The organism is Paenibacillus gallinarum (genome assembly GCF_014836635.1).
GTDB classification, from domain to species: Bacteria; Bacillota; Bacilli; order Paenibacillales; family Paenibacillaceae; genus Paenibacillus; species Paenibacillus gallinarum.
Map to the genome: position 1 here is coordinate 128,575 of NZ_JACSQL010000003.1, position 18,027 is coordinate 146,601.

At 42.9% G+C, this 18,027-nt stretch carries 18 protein-coding genes; 11 read left to right on the plus strand and 7 right to left on the minus strand.

Annotated features, from left to right (window positions below; translation table 11 throughout):
• Nucleotides 1-51 precede the first annotated feature (51 nt).
• A complete protein-coding gene (locus H9647_RS09780; protein WP_191799589.1) occupies nt 52-906 on the plus strand; it encodes a RhaT/GlcU family sugar-proton symporter in 855 nt (284 codons plus the stop codon).
• Nucleotides 907-929: 23 nt separating this feature from the next.
• Here H9647_RS09780 and H9647_RS09785 read toward each other — a convergent pair whose 3' ends face one another.
• On the minus strand, nt 930-1,805 hold the full coding sequence (locus H9647_RS09785) for a LysR family transcriptional regulator (protein ID WP_191799590.1): 876 nt from the start codon (nt 1,803-1,805) through the stop codon (nt 930-932).
• 201 nt (nt 1,806-2,006) lie between these two features.
• On the opposite strand from H9647_RS09785, the gene H9647_RS09790 reads away from it, so the two are divergent.
• From H9647_RS09790 to H9647_RS09825, 8 genes are all read left to right on the plus strand, one after another.
• Complete coding sequence (locus tag H9647_RS09790) at nt 2,007-3,074, plus strand: stalk domain-containing protein (protein WP_191799591.1); 1,068 nt, start codon at nt 2,007-2,009, stop codon at nt 3,072-3,074.
• Between the two features lie 125 nt (nt 3,075-3,199).
• Nucleotides 3,200-3,709 carry a PTS sugar transporter subunit IIA gene (locus tag H9647_RS09795; RefSeq protein WP_191799592.1) on the plus strand — a complete coding sequence of 170 codons (510 nt, stop codon included), beginning with the start codon at nt 3,200-3,202 and terminating at the stop codon, nt 3,707-3,709.
• Between the two features lie 194 nt (nt 3,710-3,903).
• Complete coding sequence (locus H9647_RS09800; protein ID WP_404822612.1) at nt 3,904-4,635, plus strand: ABC transporter ATP-binding protein; 732 nt, start codon at nt 3,904-3,906, stop codon at nt 4,633-4,635.
• Nucleotides 4,636-4,661: 26 nt separating this feature from the next.
• Nucleotides 4,662-5,909 (plus strand): ABC transporter permease, encoded by a 1,248-nt coding sequence (locus H9647_RS09805; protein WP_191799593.1) that lies wholly within the window; start codon nt 4,662-4,664, stop codon nt 5,907-5,909.
• 244 nt (nt 5,910-6,153) lie between these two features.
• Complete coding sequence (locus tag H9647_RS09810) at nt 6,154-7,269, plus strand: ABC transporter substrate-binding protein (RefSeq protein ID WP_191799594.1); 1,116 nt, start codon at nt 6,154-6,156, stop codon at nt 7,267-7,269.
• A gap of 19 nt (nt 7,270-7,288) precedes the next feature.
• A complete protein-coding gene (locus H9647_RS09815; RefSeq protein ID WP_191799595.1) occupies nt 7,289-8,179 on the plus strand; it encodes an ABC transporter ATP-binding protein in 891 nt (296 codons plus the stop codon).
• A 45-nt stretch (nt 8,180-8,224) separates the two neighbouring features.
• Complete coding sequence (locus H9647_RS09820) at nt 8,225-9,121, plus strand: ABC transporter permease (RefSeq protein WP_225229203.1); 897 nt, start codon at nt 8,225-8,227, stop codon at nt 9,119-9,121.
• A gap of 36 nt (nt 9,122-9,157) precedes the next feature.
• Nucleotides 9,158-10,522: an LLM class flavin-dependent oxidoreductase gene (locus tag H9647_RS09825; protein WP_191799596.1), complete on the plus strand. Its 1,365-nt coding sequence runs from the start codon at nt 9,158-9,160 to the stop codon at nt 10,520-10,522.
• Between the two features lie 120 nt (nt 10,523-10,642).
• Here H9647_RS09825 and H9647_RS09830 read toward each other — a convergent pair whose 3' ends face one another.
• From H9647_RS09830 to H9647_RS09840, 3 genes are all read right to left on the minus strand, one after another.
• Nucleotides 10,643-10,837 (minus strand): hypothetical protein, encoded by a 195-nt coding sequence (locus tag H9647_RS09830; protein WP_191799597.1) that lies wholly within the window; start codon nt 10,835-10,837, stop codon nt 10,643-10,645.
• A gap of 91 nt (nt 10,838-10,928) precedes the next feature.
• Nucleotides 10,929-11,648 (minus strand): cupin domain-containing protein, encoded by a 720-nt coding sequence (locus H9647_RS09835; protein WP_191799598.1) that lies wholly within the window; start codon nt 11,646-11,648, stop codon nt 10,929-10,931.
• Nucleotides 11,649-11,821: 173 nt separating this feature from the next.
• Nucleotides 11,822-13,348 carry a phytoene desaturase family protein gene (locus H9647_RS09840; protein ID WP_191799599.1) on the minus strand — a complete coding sequence of 509 codons (1,527 nt, stop codon included), beginning with the start codon at nt 13,346-13,348 and terminating at the stop codon, nt 11,822-11,824.
• Between the two features lie 202 nt (nt 13,349-13,550).
• On the opposite strand from H9647_RS09840, the gene H9647_RS09845 reads away from it, so the two are divergent.
• Together H9647_RS09845 and H9647_RS09850 are read left to right on the plus strand one after the other, a co-directional pair.
• On the plus strand, nt 13,551-14,642 hold the full coding sequence (locus tag H9647_RS09845; RefSeq protein ID WP_191799600.1) for a glycosyltransferase: 1,092 nt from the start codon (nt 13,551-13,553) through the stop codon (nt 14,640-14,642).
• A 16-nt stretch (nt 14,643-14,658) separates the two neighbouring features.
• Complete coding sequence (locus H9647_RS09850) at nt 14,659-15,228, plus strand: glycosyl-4,4'-diaponeurosporenoate acyltransferase CrtO family protein (protein WP_191799601.1); 570 nt, start codon at nt 14,659-14,661, stop codon at nt 15,226-15,228.
• 45 nt (nt 15,229-15,273) lie between these two features.
• Here the strand turns inward: H9647_RS09850 and H9647_RS09855 are convergent, their stop codons facing one another.
• The 3 genes from H9647_RS09855 to H9647_RS09865 all read right to left on the minus strand — a co-directional run bounded on the left by H9647_RS09855 (nt 15,274) and on the right by H9647_RS09865 (nt 17,917).
• Nucleotides 15,274-15,852 (minus strand): sugar O-acetyltransferase, encoded by a 579-nt coding sequence (locus H9647_RS09855; RefSeq protein WP_191799602.1) that lies wholly within the window; start codon nt 15,850-15,852, stop codon nt 15,274-15,276.
• 108 nt (nt 15,853-15,960) lie between these two features.
• Nucleotides 15,961-16,905 carry an aldo/keto reductase gene (locus H9647_RS09860; RefSeq protein WP_191799603.1) on the minus strand — a complete coding sequence of 315 codons (945 nt, stop codon included), beginning with the start codon at nt 16,903-16,905 and terminating at the stop codon, nt 15,961-15,963.
• 13 nt (nt 16,906-16,918) lie between these two features.
• Entirely contained in the window at nt 16,919-17,917 is a 999-nt protein-coding gene (locus tag H9647_RS09865) for a Gfo/Idh/MocA family protein (protein ID WP_191799604.1), read from the minus strand.
• Nucleotides 17,918-18,027 lie beyond the last annotated feature (110 nt).

The window sequence follows — 18,027 nt, forward strand, 5'->3', positions numbered from 1 at the left end:
TGGATTGTAATGACATGTCTTCGATATTTATAGAGAGAGAAGGATTGAAGCATGGATATTTTTTACGCACTCTTACCCGCTATTTTCTGGGGGAGTCTTGTTCTGGTTAATGTCAAAATTGGGGGAGGACCCTACACCCAAACGCTTGGAACTACGTTAGGTGCGTTGCTATTTTCAATAGGATTATACATATATGATCCGGTTCATCTGGATATGAAGACAATAATCATTGGTCTCATTTCCGGGTTCTTCTGGGTTCTGGGACAAGGGGGACAGCTGAAAACAATTGATGTGATGGGTGTCTCCAAAACATTGCCTATATCTACCGGTATGCAGCTGGTGGCGACAACGTTATTCGGGGCCTTTATCTTTAACGAATGGAATTCAGGGAAATCGGTCACGTTAGGAATCATTGCACTCGTACTTATTGTTACCGGGGTCATTTTTACATCCATTAAAGGAAAGAACGAAAAAGACGACGGTAAAGGAAACTTAAAAAAAGGTATTTTTATATTACTTGTATCTACCTTTGGTTATCTTGTCTATGTGGTTATCGTTCGTTTATTTGGAGTAGATGGTTGGGATGTACTGCTTCCGCAGGGGATCGGGATGGTGATTGGTGGTGTAGTCCTTACGGCAAAACACAAACCATTTAACACTTATGCACTTAAAAATATTTTACCGGGCCTAATTTGGGCAGCGGGGAATATGTTCTTGTTTATTTCGCAAGATAAGGTCGGGGTGGCTACAAGTTTTACCCTTTCTCAAATGAGTGTAGTAGTAGCTACACTAGGCGGGATCTTTATATTAAAAGAACATAAGACAAAACGACAACTCGTTTTTATTTCCATCGGAATTATCCTTATTATTATTTCTGCGGTTCTACTTGGAATCTCAAAATCCTAGAACAAAACCCTCAGTGGAAGGTCTTAGACCGAAACTGTGGGTTTTTCTTTATAATATTGTATAGCTAGTTCTTTAAACCTCTCCGCAGCACAAGATAAATAATGTCCTTTCATCCAGCATAGCGATACCGTTCTTGAACTGCCGGCATTCACAATACGGCGCAGCACGATACCCGAGTAAGCAGACGATGTCCATGATTTGGAAGGGACGATCGCAAGTAACTGTCCTGCAGCAACCATACGTTCTACAAGGATCGGATCTTCGCTCTCTAGTGCGATAGAGGGCTGTATGCCAGCCATTGCGAAACAACGGTCGGTAATGACACGTAGACTGCTAGAAGCAGGGGCCATAATAAAAGATTCGTGCCTAACCGCTTGCAGATGAATCGTCTCTAAGCTGGCAAGCGGGTGAGAATCCGGCAGGGCTAGAAGGAGTTCCTCATTGTACAAACAAACCCTTTCCATGGTTTGCGGTAAGATCGGCATACTAGTCAAGCACAGGTCATGATGATAGCTTCCCTCCACATAGGGCACAATCGCTACATTAAACTCCGGAAAGTTCTCCTTAAACTTCATAATAAGTTCTGGAACATCTTGAGTATGTACGTCTATTGCCAGCTGAACAGAACCTTTTTTGCCATCGGTTGTATCTTGCAACTGTTTTTTACCTTCCTCCAGCAGCTGTAAAGCTTCTGTCGCATATTTCAAAAAAATTCTTCCGTTCTCATTTAGACGTATATATTTTCCCAGTCGATCAAACAAAGGGGTATTCAATTCTTTTTCCAGCTGACGAATTGCTTTGGTTAATGCGGGCTGTGCCATATGTAATTCTTCAGCTGCACGGGTCACATGTTCCAGTTCGGCAACTTTAATAAAATAGGATAGTTGAGCAAGTTCCATCAAGATTAACCTCCATTCTGACAGTGAGAACACACTCTACCCAAGCTCCTATTATATTTAAATTTTTCCCATGTGTAGTATGAAGTTGGTTACAAAATGATGAACATACTTCAAAAAAACGGGTGAATTCCAACTATTTATCTTCCTAAGTGTTTAATGTATAGAAAGAATACAATGGGATTAGAAAGAAGGGTTCTTCTTATGAAAAAATGTTGGAATCATATTGTATCTGGTTTATTTATCTTCTCGGTTGTTGCTGGCTCTTATGCTACCGCATCATTGGCAGATGCAAGAGAAATGCAAAAAGAGGTTTCCATAGATGATAAAAGTTCTTCCTACGGATCTAAAGCTGCAATTCAGAATGATGTATATATTCTTCCTTTAAGAATGATCCATGAATTAGCGAAAGTGGAGCTAACCTGGGACAACGTCCATAAAAGAGCAGAGGTCAAATCACAAGGGAAAAAGTATATAATCACCGCTGGAGAAAAGATAGTTCAGACAAGCGCTAACCCGGTTCGACTTAAAACACAAGCTGAACTGCGCAATGGCAATATCTTTGTCCCAGCCACTTTATTGGCAGAGATGTCCGGAGCAAAAGTAACCTTATCCGAGGACGATGTTGCAGCAACGTTCACTACAGCCAATTACTATAAAATGCATCCTGAGGGAGAGCCAAATATTACTCTGCTTCCCATGAAAATAGGGAAATATGATTATATCGAAGGGATGAAGCTAAAAGTCTCAGGAAAAACCTACTCCTTTCCCGATTGGAAAGGAATGTGGGGATGGAATTATAAACCTGAATTGATTACGGAAGACATTTCTGGAGACGGCCACAAAGAAATTATTGTCGTGAACACGCTGGGGTATGGTACGGGACTATTCAATCAAGAAATTAAAGTATGGAATCCAGTAACCCTGAAAGAGGAAAAGGTCGATTCGCTTAAAAAGATAATAGAAGAAAATATAGAAAAATCTACGATTAAGGCAGATAAGAATCAAATACAGATTAGCCTTCAGATCAAAGGGTACAAAGAGCCAATCACTCAAGTGATTAAAGATCCGTATGCGAGCGAAATGAGTTTGAATGACGGTCTTGGTTTTGGCGCATGGGAGAGATACATGGTAACTGACGGGAAACTAATGATGCGAGCAAGTGCGAACTATACAAATACATCTCCCGCTGGGGATCTCATCGTGACGTATCAATATAAAGATCATAAATATCAAGCTGACGAAATAAAGTATGAACCGCTGGGTGAATAGGATCCTGCATATAGTATAAGGTGAACGGCTCTACTATTCGTTATAAATGCAAGAAAAAGCATAGTAGTATATAATAATATTGCACAATATAAATAGACTTGGATAGATACACTGGAGGAGATTGTATGTTTAAATGGTTAAAAGGCAAGACACAGGCAAAACTCGAACTTCTTGAAGTGATGGCACCTTTGACAGGTAAGGTCGTTCCTTTAGAACAGGTTCCCGATCCGGCATTTGCACAAAAAGCAATGGGAGAGGGAATTGCAATTGAACCAACCGAAGGAAAAGTGGTAGCTCCTTTTGACGGTAAAGTTGCTCATTTAATTGAAAAAAGTAAACATGCTGTTATTTTAGAGCACGCTTCAGGAGCGCAAGTTCTCATTCATATTGGTGTTAACACCGTATCTCTCAAAGGAGAGGGATTTAAAGCTCATGTAAGTACGGGTGATGAAGTAAAAGCAGGTCAACTTCTAATTGAGTTCGATATCAAAGCAATCGAAGCAGCAGGTTACCCTGTGATTACGCCTGTTCTAATTCCTGACGGAGTGGATGCAATTAAGAGTGTGGAGCCTTTGGAAAATGCGGGTTCCGTAACAGCTATGTCTGAAACCGTCCTTCGTGTACATCTTAACTAAATAATAATTTTTGATTGTATGTTACGGGATGATTGCCACTGCTGGCAGTCATCCTTTTTTAGTGCTTTTTTTAAAGGTCTTTTGATCCAATCATCGGTGGGTATCCGGCAGACTATGTTTAATTATCTGATGCAACGATATGCTTGCTCATACGTACTATTTTTTAATGAGTAAATCTGCAAAAGGAGCAGTGAATGATGCCTATGTCTACCTATTCAGCACAGCAAGAGGCTGTTTTGAAAGTACATATTGAGGAAGCGGGATACGAAACGGGATCAGCTACCATTCAGGATATTGAATTTGAAGTTATGCCAGGAGAACTGCTCGGTCTTATTGGCCCTAATGGGGCTGGAAAAAGTACGACTATTAAAGCCATTCTAGGCTTACTCAAAGAATGCAAAGCGAGTGTAACGATCTCAGGTGATCCGCCGAGATATGCATATGTACCAGAAAGTCCAGTTTACTATGAAGATTTAACACTTTGGGAACATTTAGATCTTGCCGCTGCTGCTTTTGGTATGGAAGATCAGCAATTTGAGATACAGGCTAATTTGCTGCTGGAACAGTTCGACATGACAGCAGTAAGAGACAAACTACCTGGAGGTTTTTCCAAAGGGATGAAACAGAAGATGATGTTAATGATTGGATTCTTATCGAGACCTGATGTGTATATCGTAGATGAACCTTTTATCGGGCTGGATCCAAGGGCTACTAAGGATTTTCTTGAGCTGCTTGATAGGGAAAGAAAACGTGGTGCAGGCATTCTCATGTGTACGCATGTGCTGGATACCGCAGAGCGGATATGTGATTCTTTTATACTGATGTCAAAGGGAAAGATTGCTTCCAGAGGTACCCTTGAAGATATAAGGTTGGCTGCCGGGCAGCCGAATGCTTCACTATTTGACTGTTTCACTCTTTTAGCATGAGCAGGAAGAGGGAGGAGAGTGATGTCATGGTGCAGATAACACCGCAAATGATATTTTGTCGTAGGTTTCGTACCTATATCGAACAGCAAAGAAAGGCACTCGCTACAGTTGTAGACTGGATCGTGATGCTATATATCCTCATACCCGGTTTGTTGATTGGAGGAGGTATTTATATTGACTTCTGGACAGACCCACTTCCCGTTTGGTCAGAGTCGATTCCCCTTTCTTTGTTTGCTATCTTGATCTGGTTCTTATTCTCAGGTAAGTTGTTGCTCTTTTTAGAAGATGCGGATGTGTTGTTTCTCAGGCAACAACAGACGTGGATGAAGAAAATTATGTTTCGTGGTGTGCTCGTAAGTTCTTTAATGAACATAGGTAAAGGATGTTTATTGTCCGTACTCGTCCTTCCTTTTATGGTGAGGAATTTTGAATTTTTTCTTGAGGATTGGATCATATTTTTTATTTATATCGCAGTATTGTCATGTGTAAGTGGTTTAGCGGGAAGAATCGTTAGTGTGAGCAATAGTGGATGGAAAGGAAAGTTTCGATCACTACTCCCTGATGTAGCGGCGATTTTACTAATCATTATATCGACACTAAACCATGCCTTCTTATTATCTGTAGCTGGAATCCCCCTTATCACCCTGCTGGCCGCCCTACTTCTATGGCTAGTACGAAGAAGGATCCGTATGACTGGGACCTTTATGAGAGATGTCGAAGAAGATAATACAACCAAGATGGGGCTTACGGGGAAATTATTGTCGCAAGCTACGGAGAAACCTACAAAAAGCACCAGTAAAACGTGGCTGTTCACCAAATCACAGCGATTATATAAGGGGCAACCGGAGAAAAGACTAGCCAATGCCGGAATCAAGGCTTTTTTAAGAAAGAAAGAAACTCTGCTTATGTACATGCAGATTTCGTTCATTGGAATACCGGCAATCTGGCTTCCTCCTATATACATCAAATGTATCGTGTTTGTGCTTATTCTATTTATGATTGCTTATTGGTTATTTATAAGATGGCACATTTTTTCAAATTCTGATTATCTGAAAGTACTACCATATACGGAAGTCCAACATCAGTCAGCGGCTGTTCTGGCGGTTCGTACATTATATAGTTTCCCAGCTTTTCTGTTATCCGCAGCCTTTGGTCTCAGTGTCCAGACAGGAATTTATGGAATTTCACTGGCTATAGCAACGACGGCCTTCTCCATTTGGATAGTCCCCAGAATGGCTATAATTGCTACCTATAGGCAGAAATCTAAAGAATAACAAAACCCCCTAGTAATAAAAAATAAAAAGGAAACAACTTGTTGACGAAATAAGAAGACTCTGTTATGATTCAAATCATAAATCACAGTAAATATATGGGAATTGTAAGGTTGACCGGTTTTACCGGAGACGCACTGCAGCAGAAAGGGATATATTCTGCCGCTTGCGTCTTTTTTTGTTGTATCAAGTAGACAAAACCTTAGGATCAAAGTGTAAAAGATAGAATGACAAGGGAGGCCGGGAGATGGTTCAGTTAGAAAGCAGAGGTTATTCAACCACTCGAAGAGGAGAAAAGAGAAAACGAATGAGAGGCAGGGCGTCTCATGTCCTCATCGCGGTGATATCGGCGGCACTGCTGACAGCAGGTTGCACCAATGAGAGTAAAGATGCTTCTGAATCCTCTGATAAAGAGGGAGGAATCGAAACACTCGAACTGCGTTATCAAGGCTCAACGGGAGCTGTTACCTATCCCGAGCTTGCAGAGGATCTCGGATATTTGGCTCCTATTAAACTCAAATGGATTGGCAATACGACCAGTGGACCGCAGGATATTCAAACAGCAGCTACAGGGCAATCTGATTTTGGAGGAGCTTTTAATGGAGCGATAATTAAACTCATCTCTGCAGGTGCACCGATTAAGTCGGTAATTAGCTATTACGGCATGGATGAGTTAACCTTCAACGGATATTACGTACTGGAGGGAAGTCCAATCAAAAGCGCTAAAGACCTGATCGGCAAGAAGGTAGGAATGAATACACTCGGCGCACATGCGGAATTTGTACTGAAAGAATATTTGCTTAGGGGAGGATTGACAGAGGAAGAAATCAAGCAGGTGACGCTTGTCGCCCTACCTCCAGTAAATACGGAACAATCCCTGCGTGCTAATCAGATTGATGTGGCAGTCTTGGGCGGAATTCTAAGGGACCGGGCTCTAGATCGGGGCGGGATTCGTCAGCTGTTCAGCGATTACGAGTTGTTCGGAACTCAAAGCGCTGGCACGATTGTTTTTACGAAGCAATTTATTAAAGAAAATCCAAACACCGTAAGTAAATTTGTAGAGGCAACGGCGAAAGCTATTGAATGGGCTCGAACTCAGCCGAGAGAGACGGTCATCAATCGGTATAAAGATATCATTAACAAACGCGGCCGACAGGAGGATGGGGCCAATCTGCAGTACTGGAAATCATCAGGTATTGCAGGTAAAGGAGGTACAATCCGTGAAGAGGAGTTTGAAATTTGGAGAAAATGGCTAGAGAGCAGTGGCGATGATAAAGCTGGAAACGTAAAATTTGATGATTTATTTACAAACGAGTTCAATCCTTTTAAGGACGATGATAAAAAAATAAAACAGCAGCCATAAAGAAAGGAGCATCGCAGCGATGAGTGAAGATAATCATAATATTGCATCTAACAACGGAAGAACGAATTCTAATTCCAAAATTAGCTTTGAGGATGTAACCAAACGTTTTTCCGTTCGAGAAGGTAAGGGAGTCTCGGAATTCACTGCGGTAGATCGCATTAACTTGGAGGTACATCCAGGAGAATTTATGGCAATCGTAGGTCCAAGTGGTTGTGGAAAGTCTACCTTGCTTGATTTACTTGCTGGATTGTCTAAGCCTACTTCTGGTCAGATTTTGTTGGATGGAAAGCCGATAACAGGTCCTGGACTGGACCGAGGTATTGTGTTTCAACAGTATGCATTATTTCCATGGCGCACCGCCGAAGCCAATATTGAGTTTGGACTTGAAGCGAAAGGAATTCGCGCGAAGGAAAGGAAGGAACGAGCACGTCATTATCTATCCCTAGTTGGCTTGTCTGGATTTGAAAATCGTTATCCACATGAACTTTCTGGTGGGATGAAGCAGCGAGTAGCCATTGCTCGTAGTCTTGCCTTTGATCCCGAGATGCTACTAATGGATGAACCTTTTGCAGCACTGGATGCTCAGACCAGGGAATCGTTACAAGACGAATTGCTACGGATATGGGAACAGACAGGCAAGACCATTATTTTTATTACGCACGGCATTGATGAAGCAGTATATCTGGGGCAACGAGTGGCTGTGATGACAGCTAGACCGGGAAGAATCAAGCGAGTTATTGATATTCCACTTGGTTCTCGTACAGAGGAAGAAGATATACGTTCAGGGGCCGAATTTGGCAAGCTCCGGCACGAGATTTGGAGCGAGCTTAGAGAGGAAGTACAGCGATCACAAGCTTTTGACCGTAGCAATGGAACTTCGGTAGAGAGCGATAAGGCAAAAGTTAAGTAGCAGTTAACTTACAATAAAACAAAAATATGAAAGGTGTTGCTGTGTATGAGCATGAACAAATCGATTGTTGTGCGTGCAGCGCATCCTGCTGCACCTGTGGAAGTGGTTACAGGTAGCGAGGCAGGTACATTGAGGACCGAGGTAAGAAGTAGGAAGCCCAATATCCAGGATACTTCGACTCGAGTGAAGACGGCTGTATTTAACAGCATCAGAGGTTCTGTTGCCATCGTTGCGCTTGCTTTCGTATGGGAGCTCGCCCCAAGGCTTGCTCTGGTAGATGCGACCTTCTTACCGCCATTATCCAAAGTTCTTGCGGCATGGTGGGAACTTGTTCTATCCGGTGCACTGCTTGAGAACTTTCAGGCAAGCATCGTACACAGTATTAGCGGGCTGTTGTTAGCTATCCTATTTTCTATTCCTATTGGACTCGTGATCGGTTATTACAAGCCGGTTGCCGTCATTTTAAGTCCAGTGTTAGAGCTGTTCCGTAATACAGCGGCACTTGCTTTGTTACCGGTCTTTATTCTGATCCTTGGAATTGGAGAAACATCGAAGATTTCAATTGTGTTATTCGCATGTACCTGGCCTATTCTTCTAAATACCGTAAATGGGGTGAGAAATGTCGATCCGTTACTTGTTAAATCGGCTCGTTCGCTTGGACTCGCCCCCATCAAGTTATTCATCAAAGTTATTTTGCCAGCTACATTGCCTTCGATCTTTACCGGTATTCGGCTTGCAGGGGCTTCCTCGATTCTCGTACTTATTGCAGCTGAAATGGTAGGTGCCAAAGCAGGGCTTGGTTATTTGATTAATTACACTCAGTACAATTTTCAAATTCCTGAGATGTATGCCGGTATTCTAACGATCTCCGCACTAGGGCTTGCCATTAATCAGGGGCTTGTGCTACTTGAAAGACGCTTCTCTGGTTGGAAGACAACTTAATTCTAAATTCATTTTATATTAAGAGGAGGAAGTAATATGGCACGTACAGACAAAATGCACCTTGGCGCATTTATGATGATTCCCGGGCATCATGTGGCATCATGGAGATACGAAGATAGCAACGCTAGAGGAGTACTCGATTATGGATTTTACAGACAAGTGGCAAAAACGGCGGAGCGGGGTAAATTTGATATGGTTTTCCTCGCAGATGGATATGCAGTGCATGAGCGATTCCCGCTTGCGCTGGAGCAAACGGTTCAGGTACGGCTTGAGCCGCTGACGCTGTTATCTGCCCTTGCTGCAGATACAGAGAATATTGGCCTTGCTGCCACGGTTTCAACCACATACAATGAACCCTTTCATGTCGCCCGTAAATTTGCTTCACTGGATTATATCAGCGGCGGACGATCGGCATGGAATGTGGTTACCTCTAATACAGAGGCTGAGGCTCGCAATTTTAGTCGTGAGAAACACCTTCTGCATGAACTGCGATACGAACGTGCTGAGGAATTCGTTGATGTGGTCAAGCAGCTATGGGATAGCTGGGAGGATGATGCCCTGGTTGCAAATAAGGAAGAGGCAAAGTTTGCGGATCGGACAAAGATTCACAGGACGGATCATGAGGGTAAATGGTTCTCTGTTCAAGGACCGCTAAATGTGGCACGTCCACCTCAAGGACATCCTGTCATCATCCAAGCGGGAGCTTCAGAACCTGGTAAGGAACTTGCTGCACGTACAGCCGAAGTCATTTTCACGGCTTGGCAGACATTAGAAGAGGCACAGACTTTTTATAGTGATGTGAAAGGTCGCCTTTCCAGATATGGTAGAAGACCATCTGATCTCAAAATAATGCCGGGTGTATTCCCTATCATTGGAAGAACAGAGGAAGAAGCTCAGGAGAAAAAAGCACGTTTTGAGGAACTTATTCCTGTGGAGGCGGGTGTTGCCCTGTTATCTGGGCTCATTAGCTTTGATCTAAGTCCATACCCTGTGGATGGTCCGCTGCCCGAGTTACCTGAGCTTGAACAAATAAACGGGGGGAAGAGTCGGTTCCAATTGTTGAAAAGTTTGGCAGACCGTGAGGGACTGAGCATTCGGAAGTTGTATCAACATATCGCGGGGGCACGCGGACATCGTGAAATTCTCGGGACGCCAGAGTCCATTTCTGATCAGCTGCAAGAATGGTTTGAGAACGGTGCAGCAGACGGTTTTAATATCATGCCGCCATATTTACCAGGAGGACTGGAGGACTTTGTTGATCTGGTCGTACCTGAGCTGCAGCGGCGAGGTTTATTCCGTACGAAATATGAAGGTAACACGCTGCGTGACAACCTAGGTCTCACAAGACCTATTAACGGTTACACCTTCAAACCTGCAGAGAGCGAAGCAACAACCGGATGACGACCCGCATTATGTAAATATTCGTAGAATGAAAAAAAAGACTGCTTTTGAATTCTAAACTCTAGACTCTAAACTCTAAACTCTAAACTCAACCCTTTGTAAAGGGCATTACAAGAAAAGCTAGGTAACTTGAAGGAGATGCTGTCTGCATTTTGCAGGCGGCATCTTTTTTAGGTCCCACTGTATGATCCTTCTGCATCTTATGGTAACTTGCTCGTATTGGATCGCTGAATCGTTCGTCATCGTATGGGCTTGTCCCAGCATACGCTGAGAAATATCCATGCAAGATGGATCATCATATTTATTCTGATTCATCTTCATTATCATCCCCTACTGGTATATCTCTGCTATGTAGGAACTCCCCCGCCCTTATAAATAATACATCAGAGCGGTGGGGTTTCCAAAATCAGTATGTTTTATGAGGACGATAATTTTCCTGCGGATAGTAGTAATTAAAAGGATGGGCCTGGTTCCAGCCATAGCCGTCTGAAGAATATCCTTGAGGAGACGGGATCGGACTTTGCGGAAGAGAATATGGATGCGAGGGATGCGGTGGAGTCCTGGTTTCAGATGATGGCTCTGTAGAGTCATTTCGTTTCTTACATCCGAGCGGTGGCCCTAAAATGATAGATTCCTGTATAGGTGCGACGGCAGCGGCATATTTTTCTTCATCAACACAATAAGCAAGACTCATAATTTCTTTTGGAGTAAAACGTAGGAAGTCTGAACCGTATACAATATCCGGCGTTGCTTCATCAAAGATGGTAAGAAAATGAGTGTCGTCTTTCATAGCTACAATCCAGTGAAACCAACCGAGCGGCAACATGGATACTTGGCCGGGCTTTATCCGATAGGATTTGAGTTTCTGAGTATAGGGGTCAAATACGGAAGTTACAACTTCACCACTGATCACAAAGACGAGTTCATTTACATTGGTATGCCAGTGTGGCTGTACAATAAACCCTTTATTCATATGGACATTGAAAAAACCAGTCTTGATAGCGGGGAGCTGCTCCTCAAAAACTTGTGTAATATAATTATTTGCATCTCGCTTGTAGTTGATTGTCTTGTTTGAATCCGCGCTTAGATTAAGGTTCGGTGATTTTAAAATGGGGTCCTTATTCATTCAGTGGCCTCCGCTTCAGGTATATTTATCTCACACCATATGCAGGTTGATCAAAGAATGCTCCGCACATCCCCATTTTTTAAGATTCAGGAACTTTTCTTAGACATGCAAAAAAAGCACATGATCCTAATTTTCATAGAACCATGCACTTTGATATCGGATAGGTGATCTGTTTATACTGACTTTTTCACTTTGAGGGGTTTCACGGCTTTCTTGGTGTTTTCTTTCTCTTTGATTAGATCGGCAGTCAGCTGCCCAGAGAGGGTTACCATGGGTACTCCGCCTCCTGGATGTGTAGAACCTCCAACGAAGTAAAGGTTGTTCATTAGCTCACTTTGACTTGGTATTTTAAATCCGCCGTTCATTTTACGGTCTGTGGCTACACCATAGATCGAACCGCCGTTTGATCCGTATAAATTTTGAAGGTCATCTGGAATAAAAGTGTACTCATATTCAATATGATCACGTATACCCGTAAGTCCCATTCGTTCCAGTTTGTTCAGCACCAGTTCACGGTACTCTTCTTTATAAGCCTGCCAGCTCTTGCCCGATTTAAGCGGCGGAACATGAGTTAAAACAAATAAATTTTCCTTGCCTGACGGAGCCTGCGACGCATCCGATTTACTGGACACACCAATATATACGGTTGGATCATCAGACGGAATTCCTTTGTTAAATATGTCATGGAATTCTTTTTCGGGATTATTTGAGAAGAAGAAATTGTGATGTAGTAGCTGCTCATAAGTTTTGTCCACACCAAGGAGCAACACAAGCCCAGAAACGGTTGGTGCATACTTGTTTAATTTCTTCGCTGTACTGATCGCTCCATTCTGATCTTTCAGCAGGGAGTAATAAGTAGGGATAGCCTCTAGGTTGGATACAACGAGATCCGCATCGATGACTGTGCCATCTTCGAGTGTTACCCCTGTTGCAGTTTGACCTTTGGTATTAATACGGGCGACTTTTGCATTCGTTCTTACGGGAACTCCTTGTTCATCAAGAACGCGCAGCATTCCTCTTGCGATATTATACATTCCGCCTTCAACATAATAGATCCCGAGTCCGAGCTGAACATACACAAGCTGTGAAAGTACGGCAGGCGCGTGATAGGGAGAGGACCCGATATACATAATGAAAAAATTAAATAGTTGACGCAAATGTTTGTCTTTTACGTATTTTGAAGTACTCTGAGACATGGTGCGAAGCGGGTCCATTGCGAGCAATTCTTTTACCGTATGCATGGCACGAAGCTCATCAAGTCCTGATAAACTCTTACTGTAAATGCTGCTTCTATTGAGATCATAAAGCTTCTGGCAGTACTGTAAATATTTCAGAAAACCTTTTGCATCTTCTTCAGAAACATCCTCGATATTAGATATCATTTGCGGTAGATCACTTGTAACATCAATAGATACGCCATCTTCGAAAAAAGTTCTCCATTGCGGTTCTACGCGAACAAGCTTCATATAGTCTTCCAGTCTTCTTCCTGTACTTTGGAACAGTTGTTCAAGAACCCAAGGCATGGTTAGAATGGAGGGCCCGGTGTCAAAGGAATAGCCTTTTCCAGAACGGATATTTAGTTTACCGCCGGCTCGTTCATTCTTCTCAAGAACCTCAACATCATATCCGTCTGCTGCTAGACGCATGGCACAGGATAGACCGCCAAGACCGCCACCAATGACTACTACTTTTTTACTCATAAGGATTGCACCCTTTCTATATCACCATGTAACTGGTTCATTGTTATTAATACACAAAAGCTGTAAATGCATGTTAATTGTATAAATGACATCAGCTCAGGTTCATAATGTTGCTAATATTTGATTTCAAGTTCCATCTTTTCCGTTTTTTTGAGAGATTAAACCAAGTTTACAACTCATCCAAAGAAAAGAGGTCTTATAAGTGACCTATGTATGGATTATTGCAGGATGGATTTCCGGCTGGATTATGTTAAGTGGGATGAAGCCTCTGATTCAGCAAACAAAACATAATCAAAGGGATAGGGGGGAGAAGAGAAAAGTCGATCAGCTCCCTTCTGTGAGTATTATTATTCCAGCTCGGAACGAGGAGGGGAACCTTATCTCGTTACTACGTTCAATACAGGAACAAACCGCTTTGCCTGCTGAAGTTATCGTTGTTGATGACGGCTCTGTAGATCGAACAGCAGAAATAGCGGCCTCATTTGGAGCAAAGGTAGTGGACCCAGGTGAACTGCCGCAGGGCTGGCTTGGTAAAAACCATGCCTGTGCAAAAGGGGCTAAAGTGGCGAAAGGTGATATTTTTATATTTCTGGATGCAGATATCACTTTGAATCCAAATGGAATCGAGACCTTACTTTCTCGTTATACAGAGGGGCTCTTGTCTGTTCAGCCTTATCATCAGATGATGCGTCCTTATGAACAGTGGTCCGCATTTTTTAATGTCATTATCCCGGCCTCAATCGGCAGTGGGAAAGATGGAACAGGCGCTTTTGGTCCTTGTATTGTCTGTAGCAGAGATGCGTATAAGGAAAGCGGAGGCCACGAGCTGGTAAAAGGAGAAATACTTGATCATCATTCACTTGGGAAATGTTTTGCGAGATTAGGATATCAAGTGCGAAATTATATAGGAATATCGGTCTTGTATTTTCGGATGTATCCTGAGGGTTGGAGCTCCTTATGGCGAGGGTGGAGTAAAAGTATGGCATCCGGTGCAGCTGCCACTCGGTTTCGTCGTCTACTGCCAGTAATCCTTTGGATCATGGGCATGATTTCGTCCTTCTTTCTTTTGATAGATAGCTTCTATAATGAGGACTTTCTATTTGGAACAGTCATATATGTTCTCTATGCATTAGAAATAGCAGTGTTACTCAGAAGAGTAGGGAGTTTCCGCTCGTGGGTGTGGAGTTTCTATCCATTACCGCTATTACTCTTTCTTGTCTTGTTTATTCGATCTATCTTAATGACGTTTGTGAAGAAAAAAGTGAAATGGAAAGATCGTGAAATTGAGCTTTAGTGTTTGAATAGTAGGGATGGAGCTTAAACTAAGAAAACGATTCATATGTGAAAGGAGCAGGCAGGTGCAAATATGGGAGTGGTCAGGACCAATTACGATAGTGGCTAATATTGCGGCATGGTTTATCCTTCATTTTAGCATTTCCTATTTGTTCACTGTTTTGCCGGATCGGTGGTTTGATGGACTGCGTTTAACGGCTTCTAGCAAAGAACTTTCATTCTATGATCGTGTTCTGCATATTAAACGATGGAAGAATAGATTGCCCGATGGAGCGGTATGGATAGGACAGGATTTCAGAAAGCAGCGGATCCAGCGAAGAGATACTGCATATCTTCACATATACCAAAGAGAGGCCCATAGAGGAGAATGGTGTCATTATGTATCCATTATGCCGGTACCGTTGTTCTTTTTATGGAATATGCCGGCTATAGCATGGGGGATGGTGGTGTATGCATTAGCAGCCAATGTACCCTGCATTCTGTCCTTACGTTACAACCGGGCACGTATTGTTCGAATTCTGCAACGAAGAGAAGAAGTAATTCCTGCTTATTCAGGTAAGATGAGAAAAGACCCCTCAATGGATTGAAGGGTCTTTTGGTCGTTCTATTTTATTCAAGGTAAAATACAGATTCTAGATCGCTTGTTGACTTACCTCAATTTTTTTCAAAATTCGTGCTGGATTTCCGCCAACAACTACGTTATCCGGTACATCTTTGGTTACAACTGAACCCGAAGCCACAACTACATTGTTACCAATCGTAACGCCTGGGTTAATGATGGCGCGTCCCCCAATCCATACTTTATCTCCAATCGTGACGGGTGCGCCATATTCCTCACCTCGGTCACATCTGGAAATCGGATCAAGCGGATGCGTTGCTGTATAAATATGAACTCCTGGACCAAGCAAGCAATATTTCCCTATGGTTACTTCGCATACATCAAGAATGACACAGTCGAAGTTTGCATAGAAATGATCACCTACATGGATATTATAGCCGTAGTCACAGCGGAATGTAGGTTCAATATAGAAATGTTCACCAACGGTTCCGAGCAGTTTTTTCATAATTTCGGCCCGATGTTCTGGATCATTTTCAGTCGATTGATTATAGATCCTTGTAAGACGTCTTGCCTGCTCACGATCTTGTGTCAATTCAGCGTCCCATGCTAAGTACAGTTCTCCTGCGAGCATCTTTTCTTTTTCTGTCTTCATCGAAAGCTCTCCTTTAATGATTGCTGGCATTCGTAGAAAAATATCAGTTTCAACAAATTTACTGTTCAGTTTAGTGTACTCAGTCATGAAATGCAATGGATGACGAGTTTATTGATGAATAGAGTTCGCGGAAAGATCAAGCCACTCTACTTCATCTCGTGTAAGCTGTATCTCAGCACCTTTTTGGCAGGACGCAAGTTCTGCTGGATTCTGAGCACCAATCAGGGCACAGGTTGGATAAGCTTGACTCAGTACATAGGCAAGAGCAATCTGGATGGTAGTGACTCCTTTTTTCTTAGCCAGCTCCTCGGCTCTGCGAAGTCGTTCCCAGTTATCGTCATTGTAGAACACACGCACCAAATCTTCATTGTCTGTAATTTCAGGCGTATACCGACCTGTGAAAAATCCACGTGCTTGGGAAGACCAAGAGAGAACGGGGATCTGGGTTTGTTCATGGAACTTGCTTGTCGCTTCGTCAACGGAAACACAGCCGTGCCAAAAAGGTTCTTTGGCTTTGGCTAGACTAAGATTAGGACTGCTAAAGGTAAATCCTTGCAGCCCATTTGTCTTCGCATAGTGATTCGCTTCCTGAATCCGTTCCCAGGTCCAATTTGACGCACCAGCAGCCCCGATCCGCCCCGCTTCGATATGTTCGTTGAGCGCTTCGATAATATGCTCAACAGGAACAGAGGGATCATCCCGGTGCAGGCCGTATAGTTCAATATGATCTGTCCCAAGCCGTTCTAGACTTACAGACAGGTCGTGGTCGATTGCTGCTTTATGAACTCTTGCTCCCGTACGATCTGGATGAGCACCTTTGGTAAAAATAACGATCTCGTCACGATTATTCATTTCTTTCAGGTACCTGCCGATAACTTCTTCACTTTGTCCTCCGCAATAAATATGAGCAGTATCAATGGTATTTCCACCAATCGCAAGGAAAGCATTCAAGTTGGTTACGACCTGATCGTAGTTGTCATGACGGAAATAGTCCGTTCCTTTAATGAGTCGAGAGACAGGCTTACGAGAACCTTCAATCGTTATTTTTTCCATGGACTGTTCCTCCTTATAGTTCGATTCGTTTCCGTTGCTCGGCTGAGCGCAGGGCAGATTCTAATACTTTCATGTTAAGAACAGCATCTTGTGGATCAAACTTAGGCTTGCTTCCATCCAGCACAACATCAGCAAAATCATCAGCCATTAAGGAATAATGATTTACGCGGGGGACTTCTACCACTCGATTACCGAGTTTTCCTGTGATCGAGAAGGATGAATCGGTGTCTGGATCACTCGCAAAAGCAGAAGGGACTTTAAGTACGCCATCTGTGCCGAGCACTTCCATCTCATTCCGGAAAGCAGCCCACATTCCGCAGTCAAAGATGAGAGAAATGGAATTCGGGAATTCAACGAAACCCGAGGTCATCATGTCTACTCCGCCATGCTTCTCTGAGAACAATGCTTGCGCGGTTACCGCCTCCGGTTCTTGACCGATGAGAAGTCTTGCTACGCTGATCGGGTAGCAGCCTACATCGTAGAGGGAACCACCGCCCCAATCTTTATGATAGCGAATATTTTCAGTGTTAGCGGCACTATTAAAAGTGAAGTTCGCATGAATTCCGCGCAGTTCTCCAATCTCTCCAGATTGAATAGCATCTTGAATCATTTGATACCTAGGATGATGCCGATACATGAATGCTTCAGCAAGATGAACTCCAGCTTTCTGACATGCCTCCACCATTTTCTCAGCTTCCGCTGAATTCAGTGCAATTGGCTTTTCGCATAAAATATGTTTACCGGCTTCTGCCGCACGTAAGGTCCATTCAAGATGAAGATGATTCGGTAGCGGGATATATACTGCATCAATATCATCGCTGGCGAGTAATGCTTCATAACTTCCAAAAGCGTTTTCGATATGTAACTCTTTTGCCGCCTCATCTGCTTTTTCTTGATTTCGGCTTGCTATTGCCACAACTTCATTTCTGATGGACCCGCGAATTCCCGGAATTACCGATCTTTTCGCAATACTGGCTGTTCCAAGAATGCCCCAACGTAACGTTTGATTCATGTTTTTACCTACCTTCTGATATATTATTATCATGATATTGTCATTGTATTGAATTCTATTCAAATTTAAAATGATAATATTTTGCAGTTTATTAACACAATATTGTCTTT

What these genes read in the sequence shown, in the direction of transcription:
- H9647_RS09780 (WP_191799589.1), top strand. Translation starts at nt 52, where the DNA reads ATGGATATTTTTTACGCACTCTTACCCGCTATTTTCTGGGGGAGTCTT.
- H9647_RS09785 (WP_191799590.1), bottom strand. Translation starts at nt 1,805, where the DNA reads ATGGAACTTGCTCAACTATCCTATTTTATTAAAGTTGCCGAACTGGAA.
- H9647_RS09790 (WP_191799591.1), top strand. Translation starts at nt 2,007, where the DNA reads ATGAAAAAATGTTGGAATCATATTGTATCTGGTTTATTTATCTTCTCG.
- H9647_RS09795 (WP_191799592.1), top strand. Translation starts at nt 3,200, where the DNA reads ATGTTTAAATGGTTAAAAGGCAAGACACAGGCAAAACTCGAACTTCTT.
- H9647_RS09800 (WP_404822612.1), top strand. Translation starts at nt 3,904, where the DNA reads ATGATGCCTATGTCTACCTATTCAGCACAGCAAGAGGCTGTTTTGAAA.
- H9647_RS09805 (WP_191799593.1), top strand. Translation starts at nt 4,662, where the DNA reads ATGGTGCAGATAACACCGCAAATGATATTTTGTCGTAGGTTTCGTACC.
- H9647_RS09810 (WP_191799594.1), top strand. Translation starts at nt 6,154, where the DNA reads ATGGTTCAGTTAGAAAGCAGAGGTTATTCAACCACTCGAAGAGGAGAA.
- H9647_RS09815 (WP_191799595.1), top strand. Translation starts at nt 7,289, where the DNA reads ATGAGTGAAGATAATCATAATATTGCATCTAACAACGGAAGAACGAAT.
- H9647_RS09820 (WP_225229203.1), top strand. Translation starts at nt 8,225, where the DNA reads ATGAGCATGAACAAATCGATTGTTGTGCGTGCAGCGCATCCTGCTGCA.
- H9647_RS09825 (WP_191799596.1), top strand. Translation starts at nt 9,158, where the DNA reads ATGGCACGTACAGACAAAATGCACCTTGGCGCATTTATGATGATTCCC.
- H9647_RS09830 (WP_191799597.1), bottom strand. Translation starts at nt 10,837, where the DNA reads ATGAATCAGAATAAATATGATGATCCATCTTGCATGGATATTTCTCAG.
- H9647_RS09835 (WP_191799598.1), bottom strand. Translation starts at nt 11,648, where the DNA reads ATGAATAAGGACCCCATTTTAAAATCACCGAACCTTAATCTAAGCGCG.
- H9647_RS09840 (WP_191799599.1), bottom strand. Translation starts at nt 13,348, where the DNA reads ATGAGTAAAAAAGTAGTAGTCATTGGTGGCGGTCTTGGCGGTCTATCC.
- H9647_RS09850 (WP_191799601.1), top strand. Translation starts at nt 14,659, where the DNA reads ATGGAGCTTAAACTAAGAAAACGATTCATATGTGAAAGGAGCAGGCAG.
- H9647_RS09855 (WP_191799602.1), bottom strand. Translation starts at nt 15,852, where the DNA reads ATGAAGACAGAAAAAGAAAAGATGCTCGCAGGAGAACTGTACTTAGCA.
- H9647_RS09860 (WP_191799603.1), bottom strand. Translation starts at nt 16,905, where the DNA reads ATGGAAAAAATAACGATTGAAGGTTCTCGTAAGCCTGTCTCTCGACTC.
- H9647_RS09865 (WP_191799604.1), bottom strand. Translation starts at nt 17,917, where the DNA reads ATGAATCAAACGTTACGTTGGGGCATTCTTGGAACAGCCAGTATTGCG.